General features: G+C 63.0%; 15 protein-coding genes and 2 pseudogenes. 10 read left to right on the top strand and 7 right to left on the bottom strand.

What is annotated here, in order from left to right; all coding sequences use genetic code 11:
• Positions 1-92 precede the first annotated feature (92 nt).
• On the bottom strand, positions 93-2345 hold the full coding sequence (locus NDI65_RS20505; protein ID WP_089776745.1) for an RND family transporter: 2253 nt from the start codon (positions 2343-2345) through the stop codon (positions 93-95).
• A 28-nt stretch (positions 2346-2373) separates the two neighbouring features.
• The gene (locus tag NDI65_RS20500; protein ID WP_089776744.1) at positions 2374-3933 is read right to left on the bottom strand and encodes a COG1361 S-layer family protein; all 1560 of its coding nucleotides are present in this window, start codon (positions 3931-3933) and stop codon (positions 2374-2376) included.
• A gap of 394 nt (positions 3934-4327) precedes the next feature.
• Between NDI65_RS20500 and NDI65_RS20495 the strand changes: the two genes are divergently transcribed.
• The 4 genes from NDI65_RS20495 (at position 4328) to NDI65_RS20480 (ending at position 10707) form a co-directional block, all read left to right on the top strand.
• Positions 4328-7390, top strand: coding sequence for a right-handed parallel beta-helix repeat-containing protein (locus tag NDI65_RS20495; RefSeq protein ID WP_089777280.1), 3063 nt, complete (start codon positions 4328-4330; stop codon positions 7388-7390).
• 308 nt (positions 7391-7698) lie between these two features.
• Positions 7699-8889, top strand: a complete 1191-nt coding sequence (locus tag NDI65_RS20490; protein ID WP_089776743.1) for a hypothetical protein — start codon at positions 7699-7701, stop codon at positions 8887-8889.
• 1 nt (position 8890) lies between these two features.
• Positions 8891-9568 (top strand): ABC transporter ATP-binding protein, encoded by a 678-nt coding sequence (locus NDI65_RS20485; RefSeq protein ID WP_042664976.1) that lies wholly within the window; start codon positions 8891-8893, stop codon positions 9566-9568.
• Positions 9565-10707 carry an ABC transporter permease gene (locus tag NDI65_RS20480; protein ID WP_042664973.1) on the top strand — a complete coding sequence of 381 codons (1143 nt, stop codon included), beginning with the start codon at positions 9565-9567 and terminating at the stop codon, positions 10705-10707. The genes NDI65_RS20485 and NDI65_RS20480 overlap by 4 nt, the downstream gene beginning before the upstream one ends.
• Before the next feature lie 30 nt (positions 10708-10737).
• On the opposite strand, the gene NDI65_RS20475 is transcribed toward NDI65_RS20480, so the two are convergent.
• Positions 10738-11538 (bottom strand): UbiA family prenyltransferase, encoded by an 801-nt coding sequence (locus NDI65_RS20475; protein WP_089777279.1) that lies wholly within the window; start codon positions 11536-11538, stop codon positions 10738-10740.
• Between the two features lie 473 nt (positions 11539-12011).
• Here NDI65_RS20475 and NDI65_RS20470 point away from each other — a divergent pair, with 473 nt between their 5' ends.
• Together NDI65_RS20470 and NDI65_RS20465 are read left to right on the top strand one after the other, a co-directional pair.
• Positions 12012-13679 carry a histidine kinase N-terminal 7TM domain-containing protein gene (locus tag NDI65_RS20470; protein ID WP_310894239.1) on the top strand — a complete coding sequence of 556 codons (1668 nt, stop codon included), beginning with the start codon at positions 12012-12014 and terminating at the stop codon, positions 13677-13679.
• Positions 13680-14521: 842 nt separating this feature from the next.
• Positions 14522-14740: pseudogene (locus NDI65_RS20465) on the top strand (inorganic phosphate transporter); the annotation flags it as partial.
• A 389-nt stretch (positions 14741-15129) separates the two neighbouring features.
• Here the strand turns inward: NDI65_RS20465 and NDI65_RS20460 are convergent.
• From NDI65_RS20460 to NDI65_RS20450, 3 genes are all read right to left on the bottom strand, one after another.
• Positions 15130-16344, bottom strand: a complete 1215-nt coding sequence (locus tag NDI65_RS20460) for an ABC transporter substrate-binding protein (RefSeq protein WP_089776742.1) — start codon at positions 16342-16344, stop codon at positions 15130-15132.
• 84 nt (positions 16345-16428) lie between these two features.
• The gene (locus NDI65_RS20455) at positions 16429-17640 is read right to left on the bottom strand and encodes an ABC transporter substrate-binding protein (protein ID WP_310894220.1); all 1212 of its coding nucleotides are present in this window, start codon (positions 17638-17640) and stop codon (positions 16429-16431) included.
• Between the two features lie 159 nt (positions 17641-17799).
• Entirely contained in the window at positions 17800-18813 is a 1014-nt protein-coding gene (locus NDI65_RS20450; RefSeq protein ID WP_089776740.1) for an NADP-dependent oxidoreductase, read from the bottom strand.
• A 195-nt stretch (positions 18814-19008) separates the two neighbouring features.
• Here NDI65_RS20450 and NDI65_RS20445 point away from each other — a divergent pair.
• From NDI65_RS20445 to NDI65_RS20430, 4 genes and pseudogenes are all read left to right on the top strand, one after another.
• Positions 19009-19567, top strand: a pseudogene (locus tag NDI65_RS20445) (NAD(P)H-binding protein).
• Positions 19568-19650: 83 nt separating this feature from the next.
• A complete protein-coding gene (locus tag NDI65_RS20440; protein WP_089776739.1) occupies positions 19651-20859 on the top strand; it encodes an MFS transporter in 1209 nt (402 codons plus the stop codon).
• A gap of 107 nt (positions 20860-20966) precedes the next feature.
• On the top strand, positions 20967-21116 hold the full coding sequence (locus NDI65_RS20435; RefSeq protein WP_167344080.1) for a hypothetical protein: 150 nt from the start codon (positions 20967-20969) through the stop codon (positions 21114-21116).
• Between the two features lie 76 nt (positions 21117-21192).
• The gene (locus NDI65_RS20430) at positions 21193-21585 is read left to right on the top strand and encodes a hypothetical protein (protein WP_089776738.1); all 393 of its coding nucleotides are present in this window, start codon (positions 21193-21195) and stop codon (positions 21583-21585) included.
• A gap of 135 nt (positions 21586-21720) precedes the next feature.
• On the opposite strand, the gene NDI65_RS20425 is transcribed toward NDI65_RS20430, so the two are convergent.
• The coding region (locus NDI65_RS20425; RefSeq protein WP_310894238.1) for an integrase core domain-containing protein at positions 21721-21858 on the bottom strand (138 nt) is incomplete at its 5' end.

Genomic DNA, 21858 nt, shown 5'->3' with positions numbered 1-21858 from the left:
CCCCGTTCGTTGCCTCCGGGCGTCGGTCACCGACCTCAACGGCGAACCCCTCGCGCGTTAGCGCGGGGGATGGTAAGAAACGCGGGGGAGCGTCACACTCGCGACGAGCGGATGGCGGTCACGCGCTCGGAGATCGAGTCCAAGAGGACGAGCGTCGGGGGGAGTGTCGCCAGCGACGCGATGAGGGTCAGGAACACGACGCCGACGGTCAGGAAGCCGAACCCGCTGAGAATCGGGAACGGCGACAACACCAGCGCCGAAAAGCCGAACACAGTCGTCATTCCCGACACGCTGATCGCCTTTCCGACCCGAGTGGCTGCGGTCTGAACGGCATCGAGTCGACTGACGCCCGCCTGCTGCTTCTCTTGGTAGTATCGGTCCATCACGATGATGGTGTACTCCGCACCGATCCCGACAGTCATCGCCCCGAGACTCGCACCGAGTGGCGAAACCGGGATGTTCAGCAGATACATGTAGATGTTCTGCCAGCCGATGACGAACACCATCGGGATGAGCGGCGCAACAGCCTTCACCAGATTGCGATAGTACAGGAGGAGCAGGACGAACACGAACAGGACTCCCAGTCCGGTCGTCACGTTTCGTGAGTTGATCTGCTCCACGATGGAGGGCGTCGCAATCGCGGCGGTTCCCGTGATGTCCGCCGTCACTCCGGGCGGCGGACTACTGTACGCGATCGACTCGCGCGTGTTCTCAAGGAACGAGAGGGCCTGCTGGGTGGTCATATCCCGTGCGGAGTAGACCATGATGTGCGCACGCCCATCGTTGTAATACTGGAGTTTCTGTCTCTCGGGGATGGTTTCGAGCACGCGCTTGACGCCACTCTCGGTTTGGGGGATTTGGCCCCCGTTGTGCTGTTTAATCAGCGTCGCTGGCGAATCGACGCCTTGTACCAGCGGGGCCTGTGTTGCGATGTGCTCGAAGTCAAGCATCCACTGCAATGTTGTCGGGTGTTTGAGATTCGTACCGGTCACGAGCACGTCGTAACTCGTGCTCGAACCGCCCCCGGCGACAGAGCGGAACTGTTGGAGGTCGGTGTACGCGGGGAGGTCCTGCGGGATGAACCCTTCCGTATCCGCGAGCGTGTCGAGTGACCCGCCGGCCTGAAAGCCCACGAGAGCGATCAGCAGCGCGATGCTGAGGACGAGCACTGGATGACTCGCGAGCGTCCGCGCCGAACGGCCGAGCAGTTCTCCAACGAGGCCGACGCGATCTGAGTCGCCTTGGGACTGCGTCGTTTCGGCCGTCGTCGGAGCGTCGTCTTCGGTCGGCGTTTCGCCCGTCGAGTCGTCCCGCCGGCGAACCCAGAGGGTGAGAAGCGGGAGGAGAACGAGAATCCCCGCGACGAAGGTGAGAAGCACGCCGAAGATCGAGGTCTGGGCGAACCAGATAATCGACGGCGACGACGTCGACACCCACGTCGCTCCGAACCCTAGGGCGGCGGCGAGCATAGCGACGAAGACCGGTGGGCCGATCCCGCCAAGCGCTTGCGGAAGCGCTTCGCGCGGCGGATGGTTTTCGAGTTCTTCCTCGTACCGCTCGTGGAACTGCACGGAGTAGTCGATGCCCAGCCCGATCAAGATGGGGAAGACCGCGCTGGTCATTGTCGAGTTGGGGACTCCAGCGTATCCGATCGCTCCGAACGTGTAGATGACGCCGACGAAGACGGCGACAATCGGGAGGAGACGGAGGCGGACGCCGCGGAACAAGAAGAACAGCGCCACGACCATGAGCCCGATCGCGAGGCCGAGTAACTGCTGTGTACTCTGCTGGATGAGCGTCGAAAGCTGTGCAGAGAACGCGGCACTGCCAGTGACGGTTACCGTCGTCCCGGCGGGGAACTCCGCCCAGTCAGTCGCTTCTACGGCCTGCGTGTAGATGGGGCGTTCGTCCTGTTGAGAGAGCCCCGTATCGAAGACGATCTGGACGACCGTGTAGTCCGGTGATCCGATAACGCTCCGAATTTTCGCCTCCGAATCGGGGATTCGGCCGTACTCTTGACGGACCTGGTCTGCCGGACTCGTTACGGTCTGGACGTTCGCCTTCGTCGACATCTGCCGGTCGACGCGGTCGATCGCGTGGAGTGTCTGCGGTTCCGAAATATCCCCCCGTACGAGAACGGCAATGCTGCCTCGGTCAAACGATTCCGTAAACGCGTCGAACGTTGGGTTGTCCGCAACGAATGCAGCGTCGCCAGTAACGCTCGTGATCTGCGCAGCACCGCCGAACGCTCCGAAGATCAGCAGGACTGCGAGGAGCAGCACTGCGACTGGTCGCTGTTGGACCTGTCTTCCGACCGTGCTGAATACCTCGCGTAGCTTATCCATGGTTACTCCTTGTCCCGTCCATGATCCGTCATCGACGGCGGTAGACGACGGCTATCGCTCCGATCCCGAGGAGTGCGAGAACACCGATTACCGACATCGGGATCGGGAGTCCACCGCTCGACGGGGACAGGGCAATGCCGACCGGCAGGCCGTCAGTGTATTTCGTGTCGCCGTCGGCCTCGTCGTACCGGACCTCGACCGAGGCGTCGTAGGCTTTGACGATCGCTTCCGAGCCGGCGCTGACGGTGAACGTCGCCGTCTTGGTTTCTCCCGGCTGCATCTCGCCGAGATACGCACCGTCGTCGGACGTCGAAATCGGATCGCTCACGAAGAGCTTGGCGTTCGCCGCCGAGATCGGCTCTTCACCGTTGTACTGCACCTCGACGTCCACCGTCTCGGTCGTCCCCGGCGAGACGGCCGTACTGACGTTCACGACCGTGAACGGGTCCTGTTCCGCCCCGATCGAGATCGACTTGCGAATCGGCGACGACGTCGTTCTCACGTCGCCGTCTTGGTTCTCGTATTCGACGATGAACGGGAACGTGTTCGTCCCCGGCTCGGCGCTCGCCGGAATCGAGACGGTAAAGGAGACCGGCTGGGACTCGCCCGGTCCGAGGTCACCGATTGCGGACTCGCCGTTCGTCGGCGTCACAACGGCTGTGTCACCGATACGGACGGCGACGTTGCTCACGGAGCCGCTGCCCGTGTTCACGACCTGCGCGTTGATCTTCGCCTCTCCCTCGTCGACTCTGAAGCGTTTCGTCTCGATGTCTCTGATCTCGAACGTTCGCTCGGGGTTGACCGTGACTCCGGTCGTCAGCGTATCCGAGGTCTCGGTGACTCCGTTTTGGTTCTCGTACGACACGGCGAGGTTGACGGGGTACGACCCGGCTTGGGTTTCTCCCGCCGCACCGACTTGGACGGAGAGGTTCGCCCGCTCACCCGGTTGGAGCGACGGAACGTACAGGCTCGTCGACGACTGCGGGTTCTGCGTCGTTCCGAAGAAGATCGTCGGCGACTGCGTCGTGAGCTGGACCGACGACGACGTGGCGGTTCGCGTCCCCGTGTTTTCGAGCGTGAACGAAAGCTGGCCGGTGTCCCCGGCGAACACCGCGTTGTTGTCGTCGTTCACGACCTCGAACTGCGGACGGTCTTCGACTTCGACCGTCACCGACTTCTCTTTCGTGACCGTCCGCCACACGTATTCCGGGCCATCGACGTTGCCGTACGTGACCATCCGGACGTACTTGTACTGTACCTCGACGGGAATCTCGTAAGTTCCCGGCTCGGCGGCACCGATCTCGATGTTGAAATCGAAGCGGCCGGTTCCCGAGTCCGGGATTGCGCCCGCCGTCACGGTCCCCGTTTTCACGTCGATCGGCGCGTCGATCTGCTCTTCGAGAACCTTCATCTGGACGCTCTGCGCAGTCTGGACCTCCTGTTCGTACTGCGCCGGTCCGCCCTGTTCGAGCCGTCCGTTGTTACTCGCGACGATCGACAGCGTGGCGGACTCGCTCGACCTGTAGGTGTTGTCCGACACGCTTAGCGAGAGTTCCGGATTGCCGTACACCGAACTCTCGGCCGACACCGGGACCGCCGCGATTGACGTTACTACTAGCACACAAAGGAGTATCGCTGATTTGTTCCGTACCATCGTGGTAATATGTTAATTTTCTAACTGCCCACTCGTCAGTCGAGTAACCGAGTCTTCGCTGTTTCCGACGTTCGATTTCACACCTGAGAGGTGATTCGTTGAGGCGTAAAACTCTATCGAACGGTCGTTCTATAAGATCGATTTTGTATATAGCTAGACACTAATAGGCGCAGTATCGGCATCGGCCTCGGGCCGACGACGTGTAACTCAGCGAAGGCGAAAGCTAAATCCGTATCCTGACCTATCTGAGTGTAAGACAAACGTGGTGACTAACAAACTGACCCCGTGGGCCGTGGCGCTCGTCGTCGTCTGTGCGCTTTTCACACCCATGTTGAGCGGATCGGCCGTGGCGGCACCGTCCGGGGTCACGTTCGTCGAGTCACCAATCCAGTCGGACGCGACGTGGACCGAAGACGGCGGCCCCTATCGACTCATTCGGGACGTCGCTGTCGAACCCGGCGCGACGCTCACCATCCGGCCCGGAACGGAGGTCCAACTCGCAGAGGGAGTCTCGCTGACGGTCCGGGGGTCGTTGCACGCGGTCGGCACCGAAACGCGGCCGGTCCTGATCACGCAGAGTGCGAGTTCCGGGGACGTAAGGTGGGAGACGATTCGATACAACGGCTCGGAGTCATCGACGCTCTCCTTACGCAATACGACGTTACGAGGCGGTCGAAGCGGGGTTACGACCACGAGCGGCGAGGGGTCAGTCACCGTCACCGATTCGCGGCTGCAAAACTTCGCCGAGGCTGGAATCTCCGCTAACGGCACGACGACGCCCCCGGTGACGATAACGCGGTCGACGTTCTCCGAGATCGGCGGCCATGCCATCCGCGCAAGCCCGTCGATCGGGGCCGTCGAGGAAATCGAACTCGACTCGACGGACCGACGCCGGAACCGGACCGCACGGCACACGCTCAGACTCGCCCCCGGCGTCGGCGTCTCGATGGAGACGATTCGGCTGCGGTACCCGAGCGCACGGTCGGTGAGAAACGTCGGGTCCGAGTCGCTCGGTCGCATTGGCCTCGACACCGACAGCGATGGGGAGATCGACCAGTCGTTCGACGACGCCGTCTCGGACGTGTCGGTCAGCGGGCGTCACGTGGAAATTTCGCTCTCGAAATCGGAGTATATTTCGAGTCGAGATCGACTCGTCGTCGAGTTCGACGGGGTCGTGAACCCGCGGACGCGGGGGGTGTACCCGGTCGGGGTCAGTCTGCTCGACCGCCGAGTCCCGCAGCTATCGGACGGGGTCCACGCGATGTACGTCGTCGGAGCGGAGACGACGCCGTTCGCGTACGCGCCGCCGACCGACCTCACGCGCGTCCGCGGGATCACCGTCCACGACTCCGAGTTCGATGCGATCGACGGCGCGGGGCTGTTCGCCGACGCGGATATCGTCACCGGCATCCGGGTCAGCGACAGTCGGTTCGCCGACGTGCGGGGAGACGGTGTGGCGATACGGGCCGCCCAGAGCGAAGGCAGTTTCCGTGGTAACAGCATGCACGCGGGCGACGCGGGCATCCACGTCGAGACGCGGGCACAGACGACGCTGGTCGCGACCGACAACCGGATTTCGCGGTCGACGACGGGGATTCGCGTTCGGCAGTCGGAACGGCGAGACCGTGGAGTCACGCGAGTGACGCTCCGCGGGAACGAGTTGGTCGACAACGACCGCAACGGGCTCGAAATCCAGTCCGAAACGAGCGAGGGCGAACTGTGGCTCACGGACAACGTGATCAGCGAAAACGGCCAACACGGGGTCGCGCTCTCCAATTGGGCTATCAGGAACGGTCGGGTGACAGGGAACCGAGTTCTCAACAACAGCGAGGACGGGGTCGCGATCAACAGCCACGTGGTTCGAAACGTCACGCTGTCACGGAATCGAATCGCCGAGAACGGCGGCGACGGCCTCGACCTGTCCGTGCGCGCATTGGCCCGCGATTTCGTCGCGACCAACAACACGATTGCCGACAACCGCGGCCACGCACTGACGGTCCGCTCGGACCTCCTTGTCCACCGGGTCACCGTCGCGGGGAACCGCCTCGCCAACAACGGTGGTGCCGGGCTCCTCGTCTCCAGTCCGCTCACCCACAGCGGGCAACTCAACGTGTCTGACAACGTCATCGCCGCGAACGGCTACGGACTCGTGGCTCGCGGCACGCTGAACGCGACGGTTCGGAACAACGACATCGTGTTCAACACGAATGCGAACGTCCGGCCGCCGCCGGTTGCCGGTGTCGACCCCGGTACCGGGATCTACATCGCCGAGGGGTCCCGCGGTGCGATTCTCGACCAGAGCGACGTCGACGCTCCGTTCGCGGAACTCGTTGCGAACCCGCAACTGCGACAACAGATCGAAATCGCAACGCTCTGGGACGACACGGTCGCCGTCCTTCGCACCGACGGCGTGAGTCACACCCGGTCGACGGCCGAGGGTGCGGTCGATATCCGCCGCGTCGACGACACGCTGCCGACAGGCGTCGAGCTCTCGTACGGCGGGGCGGACGCCGACAGCTACCGAATCGCTAACAACGACGTCTACGGCCACGACACCGGGATGGAGATTAACATCTCCCGGCTCATCACGGCGAACGCGACGGCGCGTATCGTCACCGATTCGATACGGACCGTCAACGCGGAGTCGAACTACTGGGGGGCCGCGAGCGGGCCGTATCACTCTTCTATCCTCCCGGAAGGCGACGGCGACGAAATCACGATAACCAACGGCTGGGTCGACTTCATCCCGGTCGCGGACGCCCCGATCGGTCAGCGTTACCGACGGCCGACCCCGCGGCTCAGTGCGCCGTCGACGGCGTCCCCGGGGAGTCGAATCCAACTCTCGGGGGGCGAAAGCACCGTGGAGACCGGTTCGGTCTCGGAGTACCATTTCGTCGTTAACGGGACGAGCCACACGACACGGGAGCGCGCCGGACTCGGCGTCCGCATGCCGAACGAGACGCTTACGGTCATACTCTCCGTCGAAGACGGCCTCGGAATCGACAGCAACGAATTCGCGACGGCGTGGATTCGCCCGGGACCCGCGGCCGCCTCGGAGTCGGCGAGTTCCACCGAGACCGCCGCGGCCCTGCCCGAGCGTGAGCCGGGGGCGACCTCTGGGACCGGACTGCTCTCCGGGTGGGGCATCCTCGGCGGTGGCTGTTTCTTGGCCGCGCTTTTCTTCGGCGGGTATGGAATGGTTCGGACGGTTCGAAGCCAGCCCGTTCCGATGCGCGGGTTGTTCGTCCAGCTACTCGCCGGGCTCGGGATTCTGGTCTGGCTCGTCGCCGGCGTCGTCGGGTCGAACCGGCTCATGCTCGTCGCCGGCGTCGCCGGGATACTCTGGGCCGGACTCACCGCCACCGCGTATCTCGTCGCGACTCGGACCTGACATCTCGTCGGGGACGACCGTTCGGTGTTCTGTCTTTTCGCCTAGGCGTCGACGGCGTGTTGAGACCGACGCACGGGTGTCAGAACCGTCGACTGCGGCGGCATGTCTGGAGGATTTGGGTCTAAGTAGTGAAAAGACTCATTTATTCTTGGCTCACTGATTTGTTCTGTAGAAATGGAGCGACGCAACCAGATGGTCCCACTGATCGATCGGCCCTCCAAGAGACAGACACCGGTGACGCGGTCGGTTCGGCTCCGAGAACGAACCGACAGCGGTCGCCAAACGAGCGCGGCGACCGGGTCGAGCGTATGACCGGCGGACGCGGTGTTCGGCCCGCTATCGCGGCGACGGTCACGCTGTTGGCCGTCACGAGCGTACTCGTCGGAGGGATTTCGGCGGTGAGCGCACAGTCGGGTCAAATCGTGGTTAACTCGACGACGGTCGAGCCGGATGATCCATACGTCGGTGAGTCGGTCACGGTCAGAGCGACCGTTTCGAACTTCGAGAGTAGTTCCGGCGGCGTGGACCTCAGAGAGGTCACCCTCCGGTCGGGAGGCGTCATCGTCGCCGAAGCGAACAATCTCGGAACGCTCGGTCCGGGTGGGTCAGTCGACGTGCCGCTGTCCACCACGTTCGCGAGCGCCGGGGAAAAACAGCTCAGAGTCCACGTCTCCGGCCGCCAGGAAAACGGGAACGTCGTTAACGTGGAGTACCCGGTCATCGTGAACGTCGACAGGCGAGACGTTCGGGCCGGTCTCTCGGTGGGTGACCAGACGAACGATACCATCGAAGTGGAGCTGACAAATTACGGGAACACGGACCTCTCGGAAGTCGAAATCGTCGCGTCGGTGAACGACTCCGAGGTCGCCCGGAAATACACCGCGGACCTCGGCCCGGACGTGAACCGCTCTGTCGTGTTTGACACCGCAGACCTGAGCGACCAAGTCGTGCAGTTCACCGCGACGTACGTCGTTGACGGAGAGACGTACACGAGCTCGCTGTCGGAGGAGATAGACGACGAGTCGGTTCCCGGCGAGATTCAACTGACGAGCATCGAGACGACGCGAAGCGCCGGAACCGTCACGATACAGGGCGACGCCGCGAACGTCGGGAACACGGACGCGAGCTCGGTCTTACTGACCGTCAAGGAGACGGCAAACGTGTCCCACGGCTCGCCGTCCGGCGGCTATTTCGTCGGGCGCGTGGAGGCCAGCGAGTTCGCCACGTTCGACGTGACCGCACAGCTCAGCGGCGAGCCGACCTCCGTCCCCATCGAGGTGTCCTACATCGTCGACGGCGACCGCGTGACGACGACACAGCAGGTGCCACTCGATGCGAGCGGCACCGCGCCTGTCGCCGGCGGTCCCCAGTCCGATCAGGGCCCGGGTTCGAACGAGTCGTCGTCAGGTGGGTCCCAGCTTCCGCTGCCCATCATCGGGGGCGTTCTGGTGATCGTCGTGGTCGGCGGGGTTGGCATCTATCGCTGGCGCCAGCACTAGCATGAGTGTCATTGAACTCACTGACGTCGTGAAACGCTACCAGAACGGCGAGGAGGTCATCGCCGCGCTCGACCACGTCGACTTTCACGCCGAACGCGGTGAGATGGTGACGATCATCGGCCCGTCGGGGTCCGGGAAAAGTACCATGCTGAACATGATCGGACTGCTCGACACCCCGACAGAGGGGACGGTCCATCTCGACGGTCGCAACGTGACCGACTTCTCCGAGGACGAACTGACCGAAGAGCGGCGGTCCGGAATCGGGTTCGTGTTTCAGGACTTCCATCTGTTGCCGATGCTGACCGCGACCGAAAACGTCGAGCTTCCGTCGATGTGGGACACCTCTGTCGACCGGCACGACCGCGCCCAAGACCTCCTTCAGCGGGTGGGTCTCGGTGACCGACTCGACCACAGACCCGACCAGCTGTCGGGGGGACAGCGACAGCGCGTCGCCATCGCGCGGGCGCTGATCAACGAGCCGGACATCCTCCTCGCCGACGAGCCGACGGGGAACCTCGACCAAGACACCGGAGAGACGATTCTGAGCGAGCTGACTCGCTTAAAAGAGGACGAAAACGTCGCGATTGTCGCGGTCACGCACGACGAACAGATGCTGGAGTACACCGACAGCTCCGTTCGGCTCGTCGATGGCGTGGTCAAAGAGGTCGTCGAGAGATGAGCGTCGTCGACCTCCTCTGGCGCTTCCCCAGCGTCCAGATGGCGTGGCGAAACCTCGGCCGGAACAAACTGCGGACGGTGTTGGCCGCCCTCGGCATCATCATCGGCGTGGTCTCCATCTGCTCGCTCGGGATGGCGACAGCCGCGATTCAGCAACAAGCGACGTCGCAACTCGGGAGCATCGGTAACGAGGTGTCGATAACGTCCGGTCAGGACAGCGACACGGACGGGGTGACCGACGACCAGGTCGATACGATGCGGAATCTGGTGACCGACGCGGAGGTGGTCCCCCAGAAGACGAACTCGACGTCGGTCTCGTCGCGAAATGGACGGGAGGTGCGGGTGAGCGTCACCGGGGTGACGAACGCGGCCGCGCTGTACAACCTCACCTCGGGCGAAGCGCCCTCCCGGCTGTTGAGCGGCGCACTGCTCAGCAACAGCACCGCGACCACCCTCGGGATTGAGGAGGGTGACCCCGTCGAATACGACGGCCAACTGTACCGCGTGCAGGGCTTAATCGAGGAAGAAAACGCGTTCGGCTTCGGCGGCGGCGAACTCGTGTTGCCCGAGTCCGCGCTCTCCGAGCAGAACCACTACGACGTCGTGACGATTGTCGCCGCGGATAGCTCGACCGCGACCGAGATCGGCGGGGAGTTAGACCAGTACTTCAACACCGAAGACGAAGAGGAACTCAGCATCAACACGTTCGGCAACGCAGGCCAAGTCGGCGGGTTCTTGGAGACGCTTTCGCTCGCCTTGCTGGCAATCGGCGGCATCTCGCTCGTCGTCGCGAGCGTCGCCATCCTCAACGTGATGTTGATGAGCACTGTCGAACGCCGCGGCGAAATCGGCGTCCTCCGTGCGGTCGGGATTCGGCGTTCCGAAGTGCTTCGGATGATTCTGACGGAGGCCGCCCTGATGGGCGCGCTCGGAGGCCTTATCGGCGTGGCACTCTCGCTCGCGGCGGGGCTCGCCATCTTCCAGATGATTACAGGAAACCCGCTTGGGGCGTTGCAGTGGAGCGGTGCCCAGTATCTGGTGTACGGGTTCGGCTTCGCCGTCGTCGCGAGCATCCTCAGCGGGGTCTACCCCGCGTGGAAAGCGGCGAACGACCGGCCGGTCGACGCGTTGCGAGGCTGACCCGCCTGCCGCGAGTCGCCGCCCGCGGCCTCACCCGTGGGTGGAGTGCTGCCCCGTCTCGGACGACGCGTTCCGTCTGTGTAGTCGCGTGAGACGGCGGAACACCGAGAGCGCGAGCAAGTAACAGAGAACGAGCCCGGCGACGAACGTCCCGGAAACGACCCAGAACACGACCACGCCGCCCGCCTTGAGGAGTCGGACTAACAGCGACGCCGTTCGGGGCCCCAAGTACCCCGCGAGCGTGGTTTTGTTGGCGCGTGTATCGCCGGTGATATCTTGGATATTGCGGGACTCGACCCCGGCGGCGGTGATCAGAAACCACCCGAAGAAGACCGCCACCCCTTCGAGTGAATACTGCTGGTGTGTCGCTGCGACGACCGAAAAGACGGCGACGAACGCCCAAGTGAACCCGACGCCGATGGAATCGAGAGTCGGATAGCGCTTCAGCCAGCCGTAGCTTCCGAGCACGACGAGGGGAACCTGAGCAAATAGTAAATCGCTGACGTTCGCGGTCGCCGTCTGAAACACCAGCAGACAGACCACTAGCTCGTAGCCGAGTAGCGCGAGCAGTTCCGTCGCGAGTAGCTCCGTCTGGTACCGTCGCACGAGTCTCGTCCGGTGCGGTTGGTTTATCTCGTCTTCGGCCGTCCCCCCTCGTCGGTCTTCGACGTATATGAAATAAAACAGGAGCGGTGCGAGCAGGAGCCCGCCTCCGATCGAGCGGGGGTCGACTCCCATCGCGACTCCCGAGATCGCAACCATCGCGGCCGATAGCAGACACAACCAGATGTTCAATTGAAAAAACAGGAATCGAGCGTCTGCCACTCTCATCTCAGCGCGTTCCCCCCCGAGAGCCACCGTTGCGGCAGACCTGTGGTCCGAGCCATTGAAACCAGTCCGTACTGTTCATCTCTCAGGACTATCTCGCCGCTCGTACTATACTTGTTTGGTCACCGCCACGACTGAAGTCGTGTGCTCGGCCGTGCGGTCGTTTCCCCTCCGAACGGTCCCGAGCGGTAGCGGTGTCATCGCCGCCGCCCGACTGCCGCGTTCGCCGCATTCGAACCACCGTCTGAACTGCGATTCGAACCGAACCGGTGCCCGCACCGAGGCCAACTCTGCGAGCGTTTTCGCGAACCCATCCGCCTCTCTTCCCGCTTTTCGTACTGACGGAACTAGACTACGCCTTCCATGCGGAATTGTGCATTATATTACAGATGCCCCAAAAGAATAATTAGATCGATAATACTGGTATAGAATACGTGCTTGACCGATGGCTCACTCCCGAGATTTCTATCTCTCTGATGTACCTTGGGGTGGTCCCATCGGTCGTGAACTGTCAGCTTCTCTGGCAGGAACGTGACAAACCGGGTGTCATCTGGTTTATCCTTTCGATGGCAACCGGGGGTCTGTGGTCGTTACTGTTCGCAACGTTTACCCTCATTCCGGACCCGCAGCTCACGCTCGCGGTTGCGAATTTCTTCTGGGTGATGATTCCGACCGCCGCAGTGACGCTTTTCTTACTCGCCTACGAGTTCGTTTTCAAACAAACGGCCTCCAGAACCGCCGTTTATGCGTTGTTCACTCCGATTGTACTCTTATTTATCCTCTCTTGGTTCAATCCGTACGAACTGGTGTTCACGAGTGCGTACTACGTGACCGCGGACGGAATCTTACACTTTCCAATTTTCGACGGCCCCCTGAAGGTTCTCGTGACGAAGATATACGGTTACCTTCTCGTGTTTCTGGCCGCGGGCATGTTCGTCGGAGAGTTGCTTCGGACGAACGGCACGCAGCGTCGACAGACAGTCTATCTCTTGGTCGTGTTCTCGATGCTCGTCGGCTCAACGCTCGTTAAGGTCGCGGGGCTCGTCCCAATCTATTTCGACCCTACGTCCGTCTTGTACTCGTGTTCCGGACTCTTCTTTGCGTATTCGATTCGGGAACACGGGTTACTGAAATTCGTACCCGTCGCTCGCGAGCAGACGTTCGAAGAGATCACCGACCCCATCTTCGTGGTCAACGCCGCCGGCTACATCGTCGATGCGAATCAAGCCGGGGTCCGACTGTCAGAACAGAGTCTCATCGGAACCAAAATCGAGGAGTTCATCTGTGGCTCCACGGTGTCTGCGGACGCGCAAGGCTCCGGCGTCGTCAAATTAGAGATATTCGGTGGAACGCGGACGTTCTCGATTGAGACATCGGAGATCATCTACGGTCGGGGAGTGACCGGGAAAATCGTCGTGTTGAGCGACATCACGGCCCTCAAGGAGCGCGAAGAGGAATTAGACCTCCTCAAGCAGGTCCTTTCGCGTATCTTCCGACATAACATTCGAAACGACCTCAACGTGATTGCGGGGTTCGCGGCCATCATTCGAGACTCGACGAGTGGTGAGACCGCTCAGTCGGCAGATCGCATCCATACGCGCGCCATGAAAGTCGTCGAACAGGCGGCGAAAGCGAGGAAGATCGAAACGGTGTTGTCGTATACCGAGACGGATCAACGCCCGCTCGACGAGTATCTATCCAAGGTCGAACAAAGCGTCTCGGCCGAGTGGCTGACGCACGTCTCGTTTGACGTCGATGACGTCGTCGTTGACGCGCATCCTCGGTTCGATCTCGCACTCGCTGAGTTGATCGAGAACGCCGTCTCTCACCACGCCGGCGACGACCCGATCACCGTGCGCGTCACGACGGACCTCTCTCCGACAGCGGCGACGATCATCGTCGAGGATAACGGTCCGGGTTTACCACCGTCCGAATTCGCCGTGTTAGAGGCCGGAGAAGAAACGGATCTGGAGCACGGCTCCGGAATCGGCCTGTGGTTAGTGTACTGGATCGTCTCCCGTTCGAACGGGACGCTTAGTGTCCGGGCGTCCGAGTCCGGCACGCAAGTCCGAATTCGACTGAACCGAGCGGATTCGGCCGCTGACGGCGGAGACTCGCCCGCGACTGACGACGGTCGCGGATGACGATGTCTCCGACCGGCGCGTCGGAACTGACAGCAGAAGAGAGTCGCGTACCGTGCGTACGGTCGCCAGACACAACCTGCGTCACACAGGCTACGCTCCGGTACGACACTCTCACGCCGTATCGGTTCGATTCGGCGGCCCCGCTGGAGTTCCGCAGTCAGACAAGGACGCACTGCGATATTATTCCTGTTGGTATGACAGAACACCGCATGCTAATCCGACGACGGGCGGGGGCACCGAAAGCCACAGTCGCGTTCGAGACGCATCGGCCGTGGCGCAGAGCATATTGTATATTTTATACTTTCTTTCGGATAACTACGGTCTACCCTACATTCTAAATATGTGAACTGTATATTAGCGACACGACCGCGTAGACGTCCAGATTACAGAAAGAATGCTATTTTAGCCCTGTTAATTCAGTAATACCCAGCTACAAGATTAAAATAACAACAATGTATTCGAATATAACCGAATTCATTGGCGAGTAATAGTCGATTGAATTACTAATTCGGGTAACAGTAACTTTATTGCGATTATAGATGTGGGTGATCCGTCCATGATTTTCGCCCGTTGTGGTACGCGATATGTGATGGGAGTCGACGCGTCCCCGCGAGGCGCGACGCGATGAGCGTGTACGCGACCAGAAATTACACGCATAAATTTGTAACCCAATCTCGCGCCCACGCGGCGTTCGGTCCGTGCCCGCGTTTAGTTCGACAGCACAGATATGTATTGAACGACCATGGTAATTCAGTAATACCAGTATTACGCAATTGTCAGCGTCCGATTCAGGTCGCCGACGAACAGTACGTTCAATACGGGCCGGCAGACCCGGCTGGTACATGGTCGCGTTCGGCGGGCTCGCAACAGTCGTCATAGCCGTAGTCGCAAGTCTGTTCGTGGCGTGGGCGATCGGAGCCGGGTCATCGGGGTCGACGCCGTTTGCGCCCGCGGTCGGGGCCAACGCGATTTCGGTGATGCGCGCGGGCTTCATCGTCGGGCTCCTCGGCCTCGCGGGTGCGACCCTCCAGGGGGCGAACGTCACCGGGGCGATGGGAACGACCTCGTCGTGTTTCCGGTTTGCGAACCACGCTCGTCGACAGATGATAAATATTGTGAAAAACAGACAATAGTAGAGTGGTTGAATCACCACAATTATAAAAACAATCAAATTCGACAATTTCGACACGAACACTCGTAGTATCCAAATTAATATTGATAACTACATGGTTATATGCACTTCAGAAGGTAAATAGGTCAAAAAATATCGGAAATATGTTTCATGTGGGTTTTGTACGTGTATAATGTACTGATATCGGTTCTACTCGAATCTGAGACGCATCTGACTACTCTGTAATTTCGTCCGATTCCAACCTTCCTCATGGCGATTAGAATAGTATATTTCAAACAATATTCGTGGAGGACTGCTGACGCGACAGGCTGTGACGGGTTAGCCGTCTGTGACAATCCCTTCGACCCGTCCGTGGTCGAACAACTGCTCGTCGTCTCCGAACTCCGGGTAGTCGTCGCCGTCCTCGTAGGTCGGCCACGCGCCGAACTGGTCGGGATACAGCTGTTTGGCCGTCATCTCCAACTGGAACAGGTTCATCAGCGGCCCCTGCCACCGCGTCCCCTGCGGGTAGACGCGGTCGTTCTGGACGGCCGCCAGTTCGCGGCCGACGGGGTCGTCTCGGAGATTCCGCTTCAGCCCGTCGAAGTCGAACGTCTCCGTGACGGTCCATAACGCGAGAATCACGTCGGGGTCGGCCTCTAACAGCGCCTCCATGTCGACCTCTTGGAACGGCCCCGTGAACTCCGCGCCGCCGAAGGCGTCGACCGCGCCGAGCGGCCGGGTGTGGGAGTTCCAGTAGCCGGGCGCGTTCAGGCGGAGCAGATAGATGCTCGACAGGTCCGTCGAGACGGAGAGGTACGCGGCGGTGGGCCGCTCGGACTCGGTCGGAAGGCCGTCTTCGACGGTGCCGAGCAGGTCGTCGTGGACGGACTGGAGCGCCTCGTAGCGCTCGCGCTCGCCGTACAGCGACGCGACGCGCTCGAACAGCTCCCAGAGGTCGTAGTACTCGTAGCCGTCGGCCCACTCCTCCGGGGGCGCGGCGTTGAAGTTACTGTAGTAGTTGCCGAACCACGGGCCGATGTTGTCCGCGACTTCGTCGACGTCGGCTCGGTTCCAGTTGTCCTGCGCGGTCACCCACGCGGGGTCGACGAGATGGAGGTCGCTGTCGAGTTCGTACAGCCGCTCTTTCGTGAAGCCGTACTCGCCCGCCGCGTCCGCCCACTCAATTTCGAAGCCGTCGAAGCCGGCAGTGAAGTACTCCAGCCCCGCGACGGTGCCGTCCCACCAGAGGTTGTTGACGGTGTCGCCCCGTCCGAGCGCGCTCGCCATGTCCGGGAACCACGGGAAATGAGTGAACACGTTCGTCGGCGGCTCGTCCAGCGTGACCGTCCCGACCGGCGACAACTCGGCCGCGTAGCTCGACTCGGGCGTCTCCGTGGCAGCCTCGGTGGTTTCCGTCTCGGTCGCGGTCGCCGTCGAAGCCGCATCGCCCGACTGGCCGGCACAGCCCGCGAGCACCCCGCCGCCCAGAAGCGCTCCGCCGTACCTCAGGTAGTCTCTCCGCGTCGCCCCCGTGTTCTCGTCGTTCCTCATGTGAATCAGGCCCACCTAAAACGATATAGCTGCTTCGAAATTTAGGTGAGACTAAAAACGATTAGCACGATCTGAACAGTCGGCCTACGACTCCGCTCCGCGGATGATGTCGGCGACGCGCTGGTGGTCGAACAGTTGTGCGTCCTCGTCGTGAAGCGTCTCGATGCCGTCCCACGCGCCGAACTGCTCGGGGTAGAACTGCTTGGCCACGATTTCGGTCTGGATGAGGTTGATAATCGGCCCCTGATACGACGTGCCGCCGCGGTAGAGCCGGTCGGTTTGCACCGCGGTGAGCCGCTGGCCGAGTGGGTGGTCGCGAAGCCGGTCCATCCGCGTCTCGAACTCGCTGTGCGAGAGACTGGCGAAGCCGTACGGGAAGACCAGGATGTCCGGGTCGGCTTCGAGCAACTGCTCGTAGTCCCAACTCGCGTAACTCCCGTCGATGTGGGGACCGAACCCGTCGACGATGCCGAGGTCTTGGTACTGCTTTTTCCCGTTTCCAGCGCCGATGGGGTACGCGTCGAGCGACCCCTCCGAGAAGTCGGAGAACGACGAGATGAGGCCGATTTCGGGGCGTTCGCCCTCCGGGGGTAGGCTCGCCTGGAGGTCGGCGATGAGCGCGTCGTGGACCGTCCGTAGCCCCTCGTACCGCTCTCGCTCTTGGAATACGTCGGAGACCTTCTCGAACGCCTCGTACAGCGAGTAGTACTCGTAGTCGTGCCAGTCCTCGCCGTGCCGTCGGATGTAGTTGCCGACGACCGGGCCGACGTTCGACGCGATTTCGTCGAAGTCCGTGGCCGAAAAGCCGTCGTGTTTCAGACCGACGAAGTGGGGGTCGAGCAGGTGTACGTCGGCGTCGAGTTCGTAGAACGCCTCTTTGTCGAACGTCCCCGACGAGAGCTGACGGACGCCGTCGAACGAGACGTCGACGCCGGGAAGCGTGTCGTAGAACTGCAGCGGCCAGCCGTCGCGGTAGACGAGCGCCTGCAGCGAATCGAGTTTGCCGAGAGCGATTCCCATGTCGCCGTAGTTGCTGTAGTACGCCATCCACGTCTCCGGAACGGCGTCGAACGCGACGTCGCCGGCGGGAGCCATCGTCACCGTGTACGGCGCGTCTTCCGGCGTGGTCGTCTCTATCGCCGTCGCGGTCTCGGTCGACGGTGCGGTCTCTGTCTGCGTCGCGGCCGAATCGCGCTGCGAACAACCGGCCAGTAACCCGCCCCCGAGAACTGCGCCACCGTATTTCACGTAGTCTCGTCGCGTCGGTCCCTCACGTCCCTCGTCATCACTTGGCATGTGTTTTTAGGCTAGCCTAAATTAATATAATCACTTCGGTTCCTCGGTGGTGACCGGCGCTGGTGTCGATTCCGACTCGGTGCAGCCGCTCGGCGCGCGTTCGGTATCGAGTCTCAGATTTAGGGTGTCGACCCGACGACGCCCGGCGTCGAAGCCGGGCTAGGGTTCGGACACGCCGACGACCTGCTTGCCGATGTTGTCGCCGGAGAACAGGCCGAGGAACGCGTCGGGCGCGTTCTCCAACCCGTCGACGACGGTCTCGCGGTGTTCGAGGTCGCCCGAGGCGACCCACGCCCCGAGCCGTTCGCTCGCCCGTCCGAATCGGGTGGCGTAGTCGCCGATGAGAAGCCCTTGGACCTTCGCGCGCGGCGCGATGAGCTGCGGGAGCTTCCGCGGGCCGGTCGGCACGCCCTCGTCGTTGTAGTGGGCGATCTGCCCGCAGACCGCGACGCGGGCGTCGAGGTTCAGCTTGGTGAACACCGCGTCGGTGATGGGGCCGCCGACGTTGTCGAAGTAGACGTCGACGCCGTCGGGCGCGGCGTCGTCGAGGGCCGCCCGGTAGTCGTCGACCGCTTTGTAGTTGATTGCGGCGTCGAAGCCGAGGTCGTCGGTGAGCCACGACACCTTCTCGTCGGAGCCGGCGAAGCCGACGACGCGACAGCCGTTCAGTTTCGCAATCTGGCCGACGACGGAGCCGACCGCGCCGGCGGCCCCGGACACCACGACCGTCTCGCCGGGCGAGGGGTCGCCCACGTCGAGCAGGCCGAAGTACGCCGTTCGGCCGGGCATTCCGAGCACGCCCAGATAGGCGGGGAGGTCAGCGACGGACGGGTCGACGGGCGCGACCTCGCTGGCGTCGAGGATGCTGTAGTCCGCCCACGCCCCGTTGCCGGTCACGACGTCGCCGGCGTCGTAGGCGTCGCTCTCGCTTTCGACGACTTCGCCGACGACGGCCCCCTGCATCGGCTCGCCGACGCTCCACGGCTCGGCGTACGACTCCGCGTCTCGCATCCGGCCGCGCATGTACGGGTCGACGGAGAGGTATCGCACGCGCACGAGGAGTTCGCCGTGTCGCGGTTCGGGTCGTTCCCCCTCGCGGAGTTCGAAGCTGTCCGTGTCCGGCTCTCCCTCGGGTCGCTCGGCGAGAATCCACTCGCGGTTCGAATCGCGCATACCCGAACACGGACCCGCGGACCAAGGACGGTGTCGGTTCCAGCAGCACCGTCCGGTTCGACAGACTGGCGTCGGGCGTCGGTCGACGGCGCTCCCGTCGCGCGGCCCACCCTCACGCCACCCTCGACGAACGACCGCTACACCTTCGCCGAACCAAGCCCCTATTGCGTCGGACCGGTTACGAACCGCCGAACCATGCAGGTCGCAGTCATCGGCGCGAACGGCGGTATCGGACGCGAGCTTCTCCCGCGACTCGCGGACGCCGGCCACGACCCCATCGGCGTCGTCCGCGACGAGTCGCAGTTCGAGGCGGTCCGCGACCGCGGCGGCGAGCCGCGACTGGGCGACCTCGAAGGCGACTTCGACGCGGCGCTCGCCGGGGCCGACGCGGTCGTCTTCACCGCCGGCTCCGGCGGGTCGACCGGCGCGGACAAGACGCTCACGGTCGACCTCTGGGGCGCTCGGCGGGTGGTCGACGCCTGATCTGGTCGCCAAGCGCTGCGCCGACGACCACCTCGAACAGTCGTCGCTCGACGCGACGATTCTCCGCCCCACGGCGCTCACCGACGCGGACGGGACCGGCTCCGTCTCGCTGGCTGTCGACGGCCTCGGCGGCGACGCGCCCGAGATTCCGCGGGCGGACGTCGCACAGACGGTCGTCGCCTGTCTGGACATCGACCGGACCGTCGGCGAGACGATGACGCTCACGGGCGGCGAGACGCCCATCGAGCGGGCGCTTCGGGGCGACGACTGAGTCGGTGACGCGCCCGCGGCTACCGCGGGACCGGACCGATATCAGGCGGTTTCATACTCCCTCGCCGAACAGCTAGCGAAACCGTGAGTACGAATGGCGGCACGACGGGCACGCGACGCGAGACGCTGGGGATAGTCGTCGGGTTCTTCCTGCTTTCGACGGCGGCCGCGGCCTACGAAATCGCCCCGGCGAGCGTCTTTCCGGCCATTCAGGACTCGCTCGGACTGAGTTCGAGCGCGGCGGGCTGGCTCGTGAGCATCATGTACGCGACGGCGGTCGTCACGAGCGTCCCCATCGGCGTCGTCCTCGACCGATTCTCCGTGCGCCGCGTGGTCGGACTGGCGACCGTCGCGCTCGTCGTCGCCGGCGGCTGGGGCTGGTACGCGGCCACCGCCGGCGCGTACGGCTGGCTCCTCGTCTCGCGGGTGCTCGGCGGCCTCGCGTACGTCACGTTCTGGAACGCGGGCGCGAACGTCGTCGGCAGCGCCGTCCCCCCGCGACAGCGCGCGACCGCGGTCGGCGTGTTCACCGCGAGCGCGCCGGTCGGCTTCGCCCTCGGACAGTTCGGGAGCCCGCTCATCGCGAACGTCGCCGGGTGGCCCGCGATTCTCCCGCTGTACGCCGGGGTCGCGGTCGTCGGGGTCGCGTTCTTCGCGGCCGCGACTCGCCGCCGCGTCCCCGGTGTCGACGCGCCGTCCCCCGACGGGGCGGCGCTCCGCGAACTGTTCGGAAGCCGGGCGGTCTGGACCGTCTGCGCGCTCTGCTTTCTCGCCTACTCGCTGTACCTGTTCGTCAACACGTGGCTGCCGAGCTTCCTCGCCAGCGAGTTCTCGATTTCGCTGGCCGCGAGCGGCCTCCTGACCGCGCTGTTCCCCGCCATCGGGGCGGTCGCGCGGTCGACAAGCGGCGTGGTGACCGACCGCGCGTTCGGCGGTCGCCGCCGCCGCGTCATCGTCTCGTCGTTCGCCGTCGCAACGCCGGCGGTCGTCGCGTTCGCGTTCGTCTCGCGGCTCGGTGCGGTCGTCGGCGCGGTCGTCGTCGTCGGCTTCGCCATCCAGCTCGTGACGGGACTCATCTTCTCGTACATCGCCGAACTCGTCGCCCCCTCGGTGCGGGCGACGGCCGTCTCGCTCCTGACGAGCGTCGGACTCCTCGGCGCGTTCGCCGCGCCCATCGCCGCCGGCGCTATCATCGACTACGCGGGGTACACGCCGGCGTTCCTCGCCGCGGGCGGCGTCGCCGTCATCGGCGTGCTCTTGGCGCTTCGAGCGCCGGAGCCGACTCGGGCGTAAGCCTCCGAACCGCGCTGTTCTCACCCGTCCCAACGCCTCGATTCGCTCGCCTATTTATATATTAACTATTCAGTCACTTTATGTATGAGGCACACCGACGACTACGTATGGCCCGCGCAGTCAACCCCGTTCGAACCGACTACTCGAACACCCAGATGGGGCTCATGGGGACGCTCATCGTCGCTTTGATTGCAGTGCTCATGATACCGTTCGCGCCGTTCATCCTCCTCGGTCTGCTGTGGAGAGCGTTCCACTAGAGACGGCGAACCACGCGTTGACCGGCGGATATCGGGCACAACGAATTTTATCGACCCGGCCGACCGACCGACTGGTATGTCCGTTCCCCGCCGAACACTCCTCCACTACTGCGGCCTCGCCGCGATTGTCGGGCTCGCGGGATGTGCCGGCTTCGGCACGTCACCCGCCGGTGCGCCCGACCTCGTGCTCGTTAATCAGAACGACGCCCCAATCACTGTCGAGACGACTGTCACCGACGCCACCGGCGAGACGCTGGTCTCCACGCGTCTCGACGTGCCCGTCGTCGAGGGTCACGGTCGTCCGAACGCGTCGATCGACAACGTGTTCGACACCGACGGAACGTACGCCGTCTCGGTCGCCGTGACTGATGGACCGTCGGCCACGACAGAACTCGATGTCGACGGAACTGCTGAGGACACCGACACCCACCAGGTGTACTTCGAGGGTGACGATATCACCTTCTCGTGAGCGTCGAGACGGGCCCACGATCCCGCCGACTCGCCATGGGCCTCTCCCTCTCGCCCACCAACGGAATGTTCGGAAACACATGCATGTTCAATTGAATACGTAATAATTGATACTGTTCGTATAGTTGGGCACTGTCTAGTTAGTGACCTCCTCGACCGGTGTTCGTCCGTCGAGCGCTTGATGCGGTCTTTGAAAGTTGTAGTATTGCACAAATTGTATGAACCACTCGCGGACGCTTCCGTGACTGCCCACCCACGAATTATGGAAGCGGTC

The sequence above is a fragment of the Haloferax sp. S2CR25 genome (assembly GCF_031624535.1).
Lineage (GTDB): Archaea > Halobacteriota > Halobacteria > Halobacteriales > Haloferacaceae > Haloferax > Haloferax massiliensis.
The sequence above is the reverse complement of the archived record's forward strand: the minus strand, read 5'-3'. Positions and strand labels throughout refer to the sequence as shown.

Excerpts from the sequence above, each read along its gene's own strand:
- NDI65_RS20505 (WP_089776745.1), bottom strand. The coding sequence starts at position 2,345 with ATGGATAAGCTACGCGAGGTATTCAGCACGGTCGGAAGACAGGTCCAA.
- NDI65_RS20495 (WP_089777280.1), top strand. The coding sequence starts at position 4,328 with ATGTTGAGCGGATCGGCCGTGGCGGCACCGTCCGGGGTCACGTTCGTC.
- NDI65_RS20490 (WP_089776743.1), top strand. The coding sequence starts at position 7,699 with ATGACCGGCGGACGCGGTGTTCGGCCCGCTATCGCGGCGACGGTCACG.
- NDI65_RS20485 (WP_042664976.1), top strand. The coding sequence starts at position 8,891 with ATGAGTGTCATTGAACTCACTGACGTCGTGAAACGCTACCAGAACGGC.
- NDI65_RS20480 (WP_042664973.1), top strand. The coding sequence starts at position 9,565 with ATGAGCGTCGTCGACCTCCTCTGGCGCTTCCCCAGCGTCCAGATGGCG.
- NDI65_RS20475 (WP_089777279.1), bottom strand. The coding sequence starts at position 11,538 with ATGAGAGTGGCAGACGCTCGATTCCTGTTTTTTCAATTGAACATCTGG.
- NDI65_RS20470 (WP_310894239.1), top strand. The coding sequence starts at position 12,012 with ATGTACCTTGGGGTGGTCCCATCGGTCGTGAACTGTCAGCTTCTCTGG.
- NDI65_RS20460 (WP_089776742.1), bottom strand. The coding sequence starts at position 16,344 with ATGAGGAACGACGAGAACACGGGGGCGACGCGGAGAGACTACCTGAGG.
- NDI65_RS20455 (WP_310894220.1), bottom strand. The coding sequence starts at position 17,640 with ATGCCAAGTGATGACGAGGGACGTGAGGGACCGACGCGACGAGACTAC.
- NDI65_RS20450 (WP_089776740.1), bottom strand. The coding sequence starts at position 18,813 with ATGCGCGATTCGAACCGCGAGTGGATTCTCGCCGAGCGACCCGAGGGA.
- NDI65_RS20435 (WP_167344080.1), top strand. The coding sequence starts at position 20,967 with ATGGCCCGCGCAGTCAACCCCGTTCGAACCGACTACTCGAACACCCAG.
- NDI65_RS20430 (WP_089776738.1), top strand. The coding sequence starts at position 21,193 with ATGTCCGTTCCCCGCCGAACACTCCTCCACTACTGCGGCCTCGCCGCG.